The following is a 13622-nucleotide window of genomic DNA, read 5'->3' on the forward strand; positions in this document are numbered from 1 at the left end:
GATCAACGAATAGTTACTAAGTAAGCGATTGGAAGCCCAAGCTTGGCGAGTGATGCGCGTAATGTTCAATGATTCACGGGCTTCTATAGAGACCTGGATCATTCATGGAGAGAAGGGTGGAACAACCAATGGCTATGGATTTGAAGAAGGAATTGGGTCAGGGGAAGGTCGAGCAAAGGATTGTATACGAATCCGGAAACGAAATGGCTGCCTATGCGGCCCATCAGATTAATTATCATATAATGGGTTATTTTCCGATTTCCCCTTCGACGGAGGTGGCCCAGTTTCTTGATTTGATGAAAGCAAACGGTCAGCATGATATCGTACTGATTCCGGCTGACGGAGAGCACGGGTCCGCCGGAGTCTGCTACGGGGCTTCGACGGCCGGTGGGCGGGTGTTCAACGCGACAAGCGCCAACGGTTATTTGTATATGCTGGAGCAAATGCCGGTGCAGTCGGGCACCCGCTTTCCGATGGTGATGAATCTCGTCTGCCGATCCGTGTCGGGTCCGCTGGATATTCACGGCGATCATTCCGACTTATACTATGCCCTTAATACCGGATGGCCGATATTGATGTGCCGTGATCCGCAGGCGGTCTATGATATGAACATCATGGCGATCAAGCTTGCGGAGGATCCGGAGGTTCGCCTGCCTGTTCTGGTTGCTTTCGACGGCTATTTTACCTCTCATCAGAAGCGCAAGGTACAGACTTTCGCCCATCGCGAGGATGTTCATAAATTTATCGGGGAGGAGCCGGTACGCGGCTTTCCGGATACGCTGGATCGGCACAACCCGATTACGGTAGGTCCCTATATGAACGAGCCGGACTATATCAATAACTGCTATCAGCAATCGGTAGCCATGTATAACGCAGAGAAGGTCTATGACCGGATTCGCAAGGAGTATTATGAGCTGACCGGAAGGGATTATCCGCTGCTTGATCTGTATCGGATGGAGGATGCGGAGGTCGCGGTGTTCCTGCTTAACTCATCCGCCGAAATCATTAAGGACGTGGTCGATCAACTGCGGGCCAAGGGTGTGAAGGCCGGCTCCATCTCGCCCAACATGATTCGCCCGTTCCCGGCCAAGGCGATTGCCGAAGCGCTGCAGAACGTCAAGGCGGTGACGGTCGGGGACCGGGCCGATTCCTACGGTGGGCATGGCGGTAATATGGTGAACGAAGTGAAGGCAGCGTTGTTTACCTACGGCAATCGGAATACGCTGGTTATCAGCCGCATTTATGGTCTGGGCGGCAAAGATTTCTACGCCGAGGATGGCCACCATTTCTTTCAATTGGCTATGGATGCTGCCGCCAAAGGCAAGGTGGAGGTGCCGTTCGATTATTTCGGGCATACTCCCGGAGACCCGGCCAAAGCCCCGAAGAGGGTTCTGCAGCCGATGAAATTCGAGGAGCTGAAAACCGGTCTCATCACGGTTAAGCCGGATGAACAAAGCGGCAAGCTGACGGTCAAGATGCCGCCGCTGCGCTCATTGACCCGCAAGCCGAAGCGGATTGCCCCGGGTCACGGCGCTTGTCCGGGCTGCGGGATTTTCTCGGGTCTGGAGCTGTTTTTTAAAGGAATCGAGGGCGATATTGTAGCCCTGTTCCATACCGGATGCGCGATGGTCGTAACGACCGGTTACCCGTATTCCTCTCATAAAGCGACGTACATTCACAACCTGTTTCAGAATGGGGCCGCTACCCTTTCCGGAGTCGTGGAGATGTTCTGGGAGAGGAAGCGTAGAGGCGAGCTGAAGCATCTGAACCTGCCGGATGATTTCACGTTCGTCATGATTACCGGCGACGGCGGAATGGATATTGGCATGGGGCCGGCTATCGGGGCGGCGCTTCGCAATCATAAGATGATTATTCTGGAATACGATAACGAGGGCTATATGAATACCGGAGCTCAGTTGTCCTATTCGACCCCGATGGGCCATCGCACCTCGACCTCCAATGTAGGTTCTTTCCAGGGCGGGAAGCTGTTCCATCACAAGGATACGGCGCAAATTATGGCGGCGACTCATATTCCTTACGTGTTTACGGGCTCCGAGGCCTATCCCCAGGACCTGGTGCGCAAAGCGGCCAAGGCCCAGTGGTATGCGCAAAATGAAGGTTTGGTCTACGGCAAAATTCTGATCGCCTGTCCGCTCAACTGGCTGTCGGATGACGGAGAAGGCTCGAACATTGTCGGAGCGGCCGTCGACTCCTGCTTCTTCCCGCTATATGAAGTCGAGCGCGGAATAACGAATATTACGTACAATCCGGAGGAGAAGAAGAAGCGGATTCCGGTGGCCGATTGGCTGAAAACTATGGGCAAAACGAAGCATATGGCAAAGGAAGAATATGCGGAGGCATTGAAGGCTTTCGAAGAGGAAGTGGAGAGACGCTGGTCTATTCTGAAAGCGAAGCATGAGCATCCCGCTTTATAGGCGCATAGAAGGGCACTCATTTCTTGGATCGCGATTTTCTCAAGTATATAGTTTTTTATAGAAATCTTATAGTTGGAAGGCACTCTCTTTTGCTGTCGGGGTGCCTTTCTTTGCACTTGCATACTCAGTGGGAGGCGAGGAGGAGACGTATGCTTTATGTATGTTGGAATAGCGAAACGAACGAGATATTCAGCTGCTTACAGCTTAATAAGTACGAATTAGAGTATTACGGGGCTTGGCATACCGAGGTGGAGCGGGAGATCCATCCCGAAGAGGCAGCCGGAATGCTGGCCGGCCTTGGGTTAGAGGAAAAGGAGAATTGGCGGCTATTGAATGTGGACGAGCATGCATTGAAGCTGTTTAATGTTAAAATAAATAATAATCCGCAAGCCCGTCTTTATTTCGATGGGAAAGGACGTTCCTGGGTAGTAAAAGAGCAATAAGCCGGGATGGCCAGCGGTATGAAGATCGGCAAAAAATTAAGCAAAGCCATCTGTTATTTAGAATTATTATTATATTAGAATAATTATTGAAAATAAACTCCTCTTATGTTAAGATAAATATGTAATTGATAATCGTTATCATCTGATCAGAGAAGCTCATGATTATCTATTGCAATTATCCATAAGGAGGAGTAAACAAATGAACATAACCGAACAATTAAACCGGCAGATTGCAAATTTTCAGGTGTTGAACTTCAAGCTGCATCATTATCATTGGAGAGTCAGCGGGCCTCATTTCTTTACTCTTCATGCGAAATTTGAAGAATGGTATGATCGCGCAGCAGCTTATACCGATGATTTGGCCGAGAGAGTGCTGGCTCTCCAGGGAGAACCGCCGGTAACCCTTCAGCAATGCCTGGGACTGGCATCCCTGAAGGAGGCCGCAGGTGGAGAAACTGCGGAGCAAATGGTCCGGACGCTGGCCGAGGATGTTTCCATATTGATAAGCGAACTGAAAGAGACTGCGGCTGAGGCAGATGAGGCTGGAGACCGGCCGACGGCTGATATGCTGACTGATTTCCAGACGGAGCTGGAAAAGGATGCATGGATGCTGCGGGCTTTCCTTGCCTGATCCTGATTTACCATTAACCGGGATGATTCTCCCGGTTTTTTTGTGTTTTCGGGAACCCATGAATCTGTCAAGGCGATAGAATGTTTATAAGAAGAAGGTTTAGATTTTAGAAAAGCAATGAGGCTTCAGGGGAAGATTGCAGGAATGTGCGATTTGCTTGAAAAGCTGCCGGTAAATCAGGTATATTTTACATATCCAAGGTATGGCGGTGGAGTGAAGCCCCAGCCGAAGTAAGGGTAAGGGGGGACCTCGTGCTAAAATACAGAAGAACTATTTATTTTTTTATCGTTTTTATCATCTCTTTGCTTTTGTTCAAACTAGTCAATAACCTGGGTTCGGTAATGGAATGGTTTTCTTCCATCCTTAAGCTGATGAACCCTTTCTTCATCGCCTTTTTTATTGCTTATCTGCTAAGGCCTGTTGTTAATTTCATAGAATCCAAGCTGGCGAAGGTCCGGTTCAAAAGGCTGATCAGTATTTCGATCGTGTATGCCAGCGTCTTCGGCTTTATCATTATTTCCATTACTTACGTCTCTCCGGGAGTTATTGAGAGCGTCACCGGCTTGCTGTCCAGCTTGCCGTTTTATATTCAGAAAACCAATGTATGGGTCACGGAAACGGTTCTGACACACGAATGGGCGCAAAGATACAATATTGCCGAGCATGCTCAGGAAATCATCAATTCACTATCGAATCAGATTAGCGATATTATTCGCCTGATTCTGAACAACATCGCTTCCGGGTTATTTATGCTAACCTCCACGTTAATCAGTTTAGTGCTTGGACTGATCATCTCTATTTATATGCTGAAGGATAAGGAGAAGCTTGCTATCGGGGCGAGGAGGCTGCTTCAGGCTCTGCTGACGGAGGATAAGGCGGACCAGGTCATTCAATCCGTCAAACGAATTGATCAAACCTTCTCCAGATATTTCGCCGGGGTGATCTTCGACTCGTTAATCGTAGGCATGATAAGCTTCTTGGGACTGTTACTGCTGCAAGCGCCTCATGCGCTTCTGGCAGCGGTCGTTATAACCATTACGAACGTCATTCCTTACTTCGGGCCTTTGGTCGGCATGATCTTTGTAACGGTCATTACTTTGTTTGTATCGCCCATGCAAGCTTTGTGGGTAGCGCTGTTTGTATTTCTGGTTCAGCAATTCGACGGTTATTATCTGGGACCCAAAATACTGGGAAGCAAGGTCGGCATCAGTCCGCTCTGGGTTATTCTGGCCATTCTGATAGGCGGCGGCACCTTCGGCGTTATCGGAATGTTCGTTGCCGTCCCGGTCTTCTCCGTCATTAAAACCGCAGTTGACGCTTTCGTAAATCGCAAGCTGGAAGCTAAACGGGAGATCTAAATGAGGCTCACACCATGAAGGAATTTCATGGTGTGAGTTTTTTTGTATCTACAGAGCTTCGATAGGAGCTTTTTGGTCGAAGCTACACCACATTAACGGTTTACCCAAAATGTAACTCTAGTCCCCTTCGGAACTTCCTCATCCGCTGCCGGTTCCTGATTAAACACGGTTCCCTGCGGATGATCGTCATTTTCGATAAAAAATTTATACTTTAGCTGTTTCGACAGCAGAAGCTGCTCCGCCTCTTGCTGTGTAAGGCCGAACAAGTCAGGCACCGCAACCTCTGCTTGCTCCGGATCGCTGCCTGTCTGGTCCGGTTGTTGATCTTCATCGGCCGGCTGATCTGAATCCGGGTTTGGCTGCTCGTTTGCCCCTTTATCCTCTTCTTTAGGCTTAGGGGTTGGTGTGACTGCCGGCTTCTCTTGCTGCTCGCCTCCGCTGTTATTCGGAGGGTTCTGATCCTTCCCTGCTGTAGAGGTAGGGGAAGGGCGAACGTGGGCATGATCAATCCCACGCGTCTTCTGGATCATGATTCCTGCAATCAGGACAAGACAAATAAAGGACAGCCCGGTTATAAAGATCACTTTCCGGGAAGTCTTGTTGCGTGTTCTGCCGGCCGGTTTTTCATCCGCCTCTTCTTCCGGCTCTTCATCGACTTCCTCAGTTAATACCGGCTCCTGCTTCTCCATCGGGCCGGCTTCTTTCGGAGGAAGGCCAGAGTGGGGAAGGGCTTCCTGCCCGATCAGAAGCTCGTGCATATTAAACAGAAATGCGGACAGCGATTCCTCACCGTTCATGGCGCGCCGGACGATAGCGAGCAGTTTCTGCAGATGGGCCGCCGGCAAATCCTTCATGCTGGTCCGAATTTGCTGCTCGAGATCGTAAATGTCGGCAGGGATTTCCGAAGAACGCGCGCACAGCTGATAAAGAAGAAAGCACAGCCCTCTGACACCCTGCCGGTTCTTGGCGTCTTCCGACCAATATTGAATAAACTTGTAGGTACCATTGTGAGACCATATATTCTCGGCCGTAACGGAAAAGAAAGCGGCATGATTCTCCTTGGCCTCCTGCAATCCCCGGCCCAGATCGAAAATAATGGCAAGGATATCCTGCGAAGTCCGGACAGTCTGATCCAATACGCTGATGAGCGGCTGCCCTTCACAGGCATGCAGGGATACAAATACATATTCTTTATCTATTCCGGCGTCAAGAATGGGGATGAACCGGTTGTCATCTATCCGTGCGGCTTCCCCGATCGATTTGAAATAGGCATCGGCCGCCGATTCCCAAGGTTTCTTCGCTATAAACAGAAGAACCTCTCGTCTAAGCGACATATCTTTAGCGCTGTATATAAATCCTTCAGTCAAGGATACCAGTTGCTTTATCAGAACATATCGGTTTCCGATAATTAACTCCATAATTTTCTGTTCCTCCTCATATCCACTCCTATCATATTATCATAGAGCGGTTGAATATGGACAGAGTCCTGTTAGAATGAAGTCCCGATTCATTAAGATTTGATGAAGCGGGAGGAATTCCGGCGGTCATCTCGGGTATACTGGGGATATCCTGCAATTTGTGTTTACAGCTTCCGCTGGTTGCTCAAGCTCAACCGGTTATGGAAAGGAGTGCTGCTAGAGATGATTGCAATCCCTAAGGCCGGACGGTCCATTCTTACCCTGGCTGTCGTTTTGTTTTGTACGGAATTTGTCCGCAGTGCCTTTTTGTTTTCTTTTCTGCCCAATTATGCCGTCCGTTCACTCGGCCATTCGGTAGCCATAGTCGGTCTGGCGGTTTCGGTTCATTATATCGCAGATACGGTCGTTAAAGGCTTGGCAGGTTATTTGCTGGACCGCTTTCCGCTTCGCTGGCTGCTTCCGGCCACTTTTGTCATAATGCTGTCCGGATTTTTAATCTTTTTCTATAGCACGCATGTATGGCTCTTGATTGCCGGTTCGGCCTTGCTCGGAATCGGCGCTTCTCCCGTCTGGCTGATTTGCCTCGGCCAAGTCAAAGAGAATCAGCGGGCGGAACAGATGGGGACCATCTACACTATATGGATGGCAAGTCTCGGTCTCGGGCCGATCCTTGTCAATTTTACACTGGACCAAGGATATGCAGCATCCTTCTTTCTGTTTATCCTTCTGCTTGCGGCCGGTTTTGTCTGTTCGCTATGGACGATGAAGAGGAACAGGGCTCCAATGGAGAGGGCGGACGTTTCCTTACACCAACTATGGAGCCGTCTGGCCAGACTGAAATGGCTGCTCCCGGGAATGATCCTGCAGATGATGGCCGCAGGTCTGCTTCTGCCGATTCTGCCCAGCTTCGTATCTGAGCATCTGGGAATGAGCCAGGCGGAATATTCGTTCATGCTGCTGCTGGGAGGAGCGGGGGCCATCCTGTTCCTGATTCCGATGGGCAAGCTGGCTGACCGGTGGGGGCATAAGAGGATGCTGGGAATCGGCTTTCTCTCGCTAACGGTCATCTTGTACCTGGTGGTTGGCTCCCGGTCTGTCTATCTGACCATGCTGCTGGCGTTATTGCTAGGTCTGGCCTATTCGGCGGTCCTTCCGGCCTGGAATGCGGTTCTCTCTTATGCCGTGCCCAAAGAGCAGAAGGGCATGGGCTGGGGCATTCTCTCCGGCATTGAAGGGATCGGCATTATGATCGGCCCGGCCATAGGCGGATGGGTCGCCAGCCGGTATGCGGGGACGACAACGGTAATGCTCAGTGCCGGAATGTTAATGATCATCGCTATCTTTTATTTGCTGCTGCCCGAGAGCAAGCTGATTTCTTCACATGAAAACAAACAAAACAAGAATAAGAACTGACTGTCCCCTAGCAAATTCCTTCTTTTAAGAAATGATTAAGAATTTGTTAAGTTGCAATTAATACCTCCTTTTTATACTGAACTAGTCTAGCTTTAAAAAAAAGGAGGAGCTGCAGCATGATTTCCCAATTTCATTCGGATGTTTTTCGCTGGATTAATGACTTGGGCAAGCAGTATTCGGTTCTTAATCCCGCCGTCGTTTTCTTGGCCGAATACATGGTGTATATTCTGGCGGTAAGCATGATGATCTACTGGATTACTCGCTCGGTACAAAATAGAATGATGGTTCTTCAAGGGGGCATCTCCTTCATCATTGCTGAAATTCTGGGGAAAACGGCTGGTCTGATCTATTACCATAATCAACCGTTCGCCGTGCTGCCCGAAGTGAACCAGCTTATCGAACACGAAATCGATAATTCCTTTCCGAGCGATCACACGATTTTGTTTTTCTCGATTTGCATGTCCTATTGGCTATTTCGCAAGAAGTCGGGCTGGTTGTGGCTCGTGCTTGCCTGCTGTGTGGCCGTTTCCCGCGTATGGGTTGGTGTACATTACCCGGTTGATATCGCTGTAGGTGCATGTTTAGGCATCCTTTCGGCTGTATTTGTTTATTGGATTGAGTCCAAGTCGGCTTTGTTGGCGAAATGTCTTGGATGGTACGTGCAAATAGAGCAGCGTATCCTGCCTTCGAGAAGCAAATCGAAAGACGCATAGGATTACCTTCGGGCAGGCTGACGTTCTGGTGGAAATATTGCCGATGGCCCAATCTTAAACTCGCAGCCGAACCTGGTGTATACTTGGGAGGACAGAAATCCAATTTCGGTAAGGAACGGGTGAGAGTATGAAAGCCATTCGGGTGCTTGTAGCCGATGATGAGAAGGAAATTAGAGATTTGGTGAAAAAATATTTGGAAAGAGAACGGTATTGCGTACATACGGCAGCCGATGGGGAGGAAACCCTTCGCCTGTTTGAGCAATATTCATATAATCTTATCCTGTTGGACCTGATGATGCCGAAGATGGATGGCATCGAGGTATGCAGAAGACTGCGGAACCAAACGAATATCCCCATTATTATGCTCACAGCCAAGGATCAAGAGGCGGAAAAGGTGTTAGGCTTGGGCATGGGGGCGGATGATTATATTACGAAACCGTTCAGTATCCATGAACTGATAGCCCGGGTGAAAGCCCAATTGCGGCGCTTCCTGATCCTGGGCAGCGAGAGCGGTGCTCCTCAGGAAACGGTGCTCCGTTTCAAAAACCTGGCGATTGATTTGAAAAATTATACGGTCAAGCGTGCCGGAGAAGAAGTGATGTTGACGGCGAAAGAATTTGAATTGCTTAAGTTCTTTGCCTCACATCCGGAACAGGTCTTTACGAAAACTCAACTGTTTCGCCAGGTTTGGGACAGCGAGTATCTGGAAGATGATAATACCGTTATGGTTCACATCCGAAAGCTGAGAAAGAAGATCGAAGATGATCCGTCCGATCCGAAGTGGATTCAGACCGTATGGGGGATCGGGTATAAATTTGTAGGTGAACAAGATGAACCTTGACCGGAATATCCTGCTCCTCTTTGTTCAATTGCTCGTGATAACGGTCCTTCTTATCTTGGATTGGAGAGAACAACCCCTTGGAAGCTTTCGAGGGGTTTTATTTACGGTGCTTATAACGGTAACCGCCATTCTGCTGCTGTTAAGAGTGCAATTTCTGACGAACCTGAAGGCAATGGCAGCGGCGTTGAAACGGGCGATCGCCGGCAATGTGAACACAAGAATATTAGCGAATGACGACCCGCTATTCGCAGAAGTGGTCTTCGCCATTAATGAATTGATAGAACAGCTAGCCAAGCTTCAAATAAGGACGATTCATTCCGAGGCGGCGCGCAAAAGTCTCTTGTCCAACATTTCCCACGATATTCGAACTCCTCTTACATCGATTATCGGATATTTGGACGCTCTTAAGGATGATGTGGCCGCTTCTAAAGAGGAGCAGCGCGAATATCTTGACATTGTGTCCAGGAAGGCAAACGCGTTAAAGCAATTGACCGACGAAATCTTCCATTTGGCCAAGCTGGATGCCGATGAAATCCCGTTGAAATGGGAATGGCTGGATTTGGCGGAAATCGCCAGGGAAGCGGTTATTGCCTTTTTGCCGGAGATGAAAAGATGCCAAATGGAGTTGAAAGCCCGTGTTCCGGATAAAAAATGTATGATCCTGGCAGATCGCTTAAGCTTGCTGCGAATCCTCAATAATTTGATCAGAAATGCGGTCCAGTACGGAAAGACCGGTAAAGTGTTGGGCGTCGAATTGGAGGAACATGCGGAAGAGTATCGGCTTGTCGTATGGGACCAAGGGCCGGGGATGAAAGAAGACGAATTGCCGAACGTGTTCGAGCGGATGTACAGCGCGGACCGATCGCGGAACTCTACGAATGGCGGGAGCGGGCTGGGCTTGGCAATCGCCAAGGCGCTTGTAGAAAAACATTCCGGAACCATATGGGCGGAAAGCAAGCCGGGAGTGCGAACGGCGTTTGGCTTTGCTCTCCCCAAAAACCCGCAGGAGTTAAGGAACAATTAAGAACTGGTTAAGAGGCATTTAAAATCGCTTGCTTATCCTGTTAACTAAGAATCATGAGAACAGGGAGGAAGCCATGACTGCAGTTATCAAAACCATTCGATTAACCAAAGCTTACGGCGATCAGATAGCCGTCGACAATCTGCAGATGAATGTGAATCAGGGGCAGATTTACGGTTTTCTTGGCCAGAATGGCGCGGGAAAGACGACGACCATCCGGATGCTTCTGGGCTTAATCAAGCCTACGCAAGGCCAGATCGAAATTTTCGGAGAAAACTTATTGGAAAAGCAAAGAGACATTTTAAAGAGAATCGGCTCGATTGTGGAGTTTTCCGGGTTTTATGAAAATTTGACGGCTCGGGAAAATCTGCTCATCCATGCAAAACTGAAGGGCGTTCATAAGAAAAATGCTGTGGAAGAAGCGCTGGAGATTGCCGGACTTCAGGCGGAAACGAAAAAGCGGGTCGGTCAATTTTCGTTGGGGATGAAGCAGAGACTGGGGATTGCCAGAGCGATCCTTCACCATCCGGAATTGTTAATCCTGGACGAGCCTACCAACGGCTTGGATCCCATTGGAATTAAAGAAATCCGCAGGCTCATTAAATCTTTGGCGGAAGAGAGGAAGATTACGATTCTGATCTCCAGCCACATCTTAACCGAAGTGGAGCAGTTGGCCGATCATATTGGCATTATCCATCAGGGGAAGCTGCTTGAAGAAATCTCGTTCAACGAGCTTAGGAAGAGAAACCGCAAATATCTCGAGTTTCAAGTCTCCGACGAAAGCAAAGCCGCGATGCTCATGGAGAAACATTTTGCCATCTTCGATTATGAAGTTCATGACGAAGGAAATATACGGGTATACAGCCATATTGGAGAGCAAAGCAAACTGAATAAGTTGTTCGTGGAGCATGGGATTGATGTGTTCAAAATAACGACGAGCGAGGACCGGCTGGAGGATTATTTTATTAAGTTGATAGGGGGTGGGACGGTTGGTTAATCTGCTGTACACGGAAATGTTAAAGCTTAAGCGGGCGAAAATGTTTTTGGTCAGCGTGATTGGCGCGTCGGCGGCTCCTATTATGATGTTTATCGGTTTTTTAAATATGAAGAGTCAGCAACCCGATACGGCTATTACTTTCGAGCTATCCTTTTACAATACCAATATGTATATTCTTCTGCTCATCGGAAATCTTCTTTATGGGGTCATCACGGCATTTCTGTTTAATCGCGAATTTACGGAAGACACGTTAAAAAATCTGCTAACCATCCCCGTGTCCAGAACCGGCCTGATTGTAAGCAAAATGGTGATGCTGTTTCTTTGGATTATGGCCTTGACTTTGGTCGCTTGGGGACTGACTTTTGTCCTGGCGCTTGTCGGGCAGTTCGAGGGATTGAGCACCGGCGTGTTACTCCAATCGCTGAAACAATATACACTTGGAGCCGGCCTGCTGTTTCTCCTGTCTACTCCAACGATGTTTGTTACCTTTCTGTTCAAAAATTATGTGCCTACGATTATATTTACATCAGTAATTACGATGATCAACGTGGCGCTGGCGGATAAAAAATACAGCGCTCTGTTTCCCTGGTCGGCTGCACATGTGATAGGGGACCATGCATTTTTTCCCGAGTATCCGCCGTCCTATTCGTATTTGGCGATTATAATTACCTCCATAGCCGGATTCACCGCCACCGTCCTTTACTTCCGCAAGGCCGACATTCATTGAGCCGCTCCGCAGCGATTTATGATCGAACGATGCTTCAATGGATCCAGTGATCGAATCTGCATAGGGAAGGGCAGGGAAGGAACGAAGAAGCCCTATAACGCAGGAACTCTTCATATAAAGCGAGGAGTGTTTGCAACCTTTAACCTAATTAGTGGGCCTAGTCCGCTGTTAGGTTATTTTTAATTTGATAAGGTATATTTGTGGATGGGCTGGCGTTGGCTGCTTCTTTATTTTGGAAGGCAATGAGTAGTATCTGATTATTAAGACTTTGTAAACATGTCTTGTATCCCGGCTGGACTTCTTCTATAATTTGAATCTGTATGACATCAAGAAGGGACACTCACAATGAAAAAATATCCTATAGCTATCTGGATGTTATCTCTGGGTGCTTTTGCCATCGGGATGACGGAATTTGTTATTATGGGCTTACTGCCCAATGTCGCCGGGGATCTCAACGTATCCATCAGCCAAGCGGGACAATTAATAACCGGCTACGCACTTGGCGTTGCCATTGGCGGCCCGATCATCGTTATATTGACGTATAAGTTAAACCGAAAGAATCTGCTCCTTCTGTTAATGATTATTTTTATTGTTGGAAATTTGTTCAGCGCCTTGAGCGCAAGCTACAGTTTGCTTATGACGAGCCGTGTCATTACGGCGTTGGCGCATGGTTCTTTCTTCGGCATCGGGTCGATTCTTGCAGCGAGCATGGTCAAACCGCAATATAGAGCAAGCGCCATGGCTCTGATGTTTACCGGGCTTACATTGAGCAATATTATCGGTGTTCCATTCGGTACTCTTATAGGTCAAAACTTTGGATGGAAGATGACGTTTGTCATCATCAGTATTATAGGATTGTTTACACTGCTGGGCATTGTCAAATTCGTGCCGCAAGCGGATGAGACCAATCGGGTGCCGTTATCTGCAGAGCTTAAAGTGCTGACGGATAGAAAACTATGGTTGACCCTGATGGTAACTTTGTTTGGTTTTAGCAGTGTCTTTGCATACTTTACGTATATTTCGAAGATTTTGACAGATGTTTCACATATTGAAGCCAAGTGGATTTCATTGATCTTGATTATATTCGGGATCGGCGTTACTCTGGGGAATATCATTGGGGGCAAGCTGGCCGACCGGGATTTAAATACAGCGTTGCGCGTAATATTTATCGTCTTCACGCTCTATTTCGGATTGCTCTATTTTATACAACAGCACAGCTTGGTCATGGTTGCAGGTGTTTTCGTATTTGGCCTGATCGGTTTTAGTATGAGCCCTTCACTTCAGTATAAAAGCACGCTGGTGTCCAAAGATGCGCCCATCCTGGCCAGTACGTTGAATCAATCGGCATTTAACATCGGCAACGCCCTTGGCGCTTTCATCGGCGGATTGGTAGTGACGCATTTGAGCCTGTCGATGCTGGCTATTGTAGCGCCGTTCCTAACGTTGATGGGATTGGTATTCCTGATCGTCGAGCAAAGTGCTGCGAGAAAAGCCGATTCCGCGTCCAAACCCGGCTTGACGGCGGTCTGACCGTAATAAGACTTAATGAACTTAAAGATTCTTATGTCGTAAAAAATGCCCCTATGAGGCTCGGTAATGTACCGGGTTCGAATAGGGGCATTGTA

The 13622-nt window shown here is 48.4% G+C and carries 12 protein-coding genes; 11 read left to right on the forward strand and 1 reads right to left on the reverse strand.

The genetic code is table 11. The features are described from left to right. Window positions 1-128: 128 nt before the first annotated feature. The 4 genes from ACTHRH_RS07825 to ACTHRH_RS07840 all read left to right on the forward strand — a co-directional run bounded on the left by ACTHRH_RS07825 (window position 129) and on the right by ACTHRH_RS07840 (window position 4867). The gene (locus ACTHRH_RS07825; protein WP_144933766.1) at window positions 129-2435 is read left to right on the forward strand and encodes a thiamine pyrophosphate-dependent enzyme; all 2307 of its coding nucleotides are present in this window, start codon (window positions 129-131) and stop codon (window positions 2433-2435) included. Window positions 2436-2584: 149 nt separating this feature from the next. Further along, window positions 2585-2878 carry a hypothetical protein gene (locus ACTHRH_RS07830; protein ID WP_379288957.1) on the forward strand — a complete coding sequence of 98 codons (294 nt, stop codon included), beginning with the start codon at window positions 2585-2587 and terminating at the stop codon, window positions 2876-2878. 199 nt (window positions 2879-3077) lie between these two features. After that, window positions 3078-3509: a Dps family protein gene (locus tag ACTHRH_RS07835; protein ID WP_379288959.1), complete on the forward strand. Its 432-nt coding sequence runs from the start codon at window positions 3078-3080 to the stop codon at window positions 3507-3509. A gap of 251 nt (window positions 3510-3760) precedes the next feature. Continuing rightward, the gene (locus ACTHRH_RS07840) at window positions 3761-4867 is read left to right on the forward strand and encodes an AI-2E family transporter (RefSeq protein WP_144933769.1); all 1107 of its coding nucleotides are present in this window, start codon (window positions 3761-3763) and stop codon (window positions 4865-4867) included. Window positions 4868-4959: 92 nt separating this feature from the next. Here the strand turns inward: ACTHRH_RS07840 and ACTHRH_RS07845 are convergent, their stop codons facing one another. Then, entirely contained in the window at window positions 4960-6285 is a 1326-nt protein-coding gene (locus ACTHRH_RS07845; protein ID WP_150960224.1) for a Stk1 family PASTA domain-containing Ser/Thr kinase, read from the reverse strand. Between the two features lie 222 nt (window positions 6286-6507). On the opposite strand from ACTHRH_RS07845, the gene ACTHRH_RS07850 reads away from it, so the two are divergent. From ACTHRH_RS07850 to ACTHRH_RS07880, 7 genes are all read left to right on the forward strand, one after another. Then, a complete protein-coding gene (locus tag ACTHRH_RS07850; protein ID WP_379288961.1) occupies window positions 6508-7698 on the forward strand; it encodes an MFS transporter in 1191 nt (396 codons plus the stop codon). A gap of 116 nt (window positions 7699-7814) precedes the next feature. Further along, window positions 7815-8411, forward strand: coding sequence for an undecaprenyl-diphosphatase (locus ACTHRH_RS07855; RefSeq protein WP_379288963.1), 597 nt, complete (start codon window positions 7815-7817; stop codon window positions 8409-8411). Window positions 8412-8538: 127 nt separating this feature from the next. Further along, the gene (locus ACTHRH_RS07860) at window positions 8539-9252 is read left to right on the forward strand and encodes a response regulator transcription factor (RefSeq protein WP_440414904.1); all 714 of its coding nucleotides are present in this window, start codon (window positions 8539-8541) and stop codon (window positions 9250-9252) included. A 106-nt stretch (window positions 9253-9358) separates the two neighbouring features. Continuing rightward, on the forward strand, window positions 9359-10276 hold the full coding sequence (locus ACTHRH_RS07865) for a sensor histidine kinase (protein ID WP_440414906.1): 918 nt from the start codon (window positions 9359-9361) through the stop codon (window positions 10274-10276). A gap of 73 nt (window positions 10277-10349) precedes the next feature. After that, on the forward strand, window positions 10350-11270 hold the full coding sequence (locus ACTHRH_RS07870) for an ABC transporter ATP-binding protein (RefSeq protein WP_440414908.1): 921 nt from the start codon (window positions 10350-10352) through the stop codon (window positions 11268-11270). Continuing rightward, complete coding sequence (locus tag ACTHRH_RS07875; protein WP_440414910.1) at window positions 11263-11997, forward strand: ABC transporter permease; 735 nt, start codon at window positions 11263-11265, stop codon at window positions 11995-11997. Before ACTHRH_RS07870 ends, ACTHRH_RS07875 begins: the two co-directional genes overlap by 8 nt. Before the next feature lie 345 nt (window positions 11998-12342). Further along, the gene (locus tag ACTHRH_RS07880) at window positions 12343-13527 is read left to right on the forward strand and encodes an MFS transporter (RefSeq protein WP_150960232.1); all 1185 of its coding nucleotides are present in this window, start codon (window positions 12343-12345) and stop codon (window positions 13525-13527) included. Window positions 13528-13622 lie beyond the last annotated feature (95 nt).

The sequence above is a fragment of the Paenibacillus sp. SAFN-117 genome (assembly GCF_051966115.1).
GTDB classification, from domain to species: domain Bacteria; phylum Bacillota; class Bacilli; order Paenibacillales; family NBRC-103111; genus Paenibacillus_L; species Paenibacillus_L residui.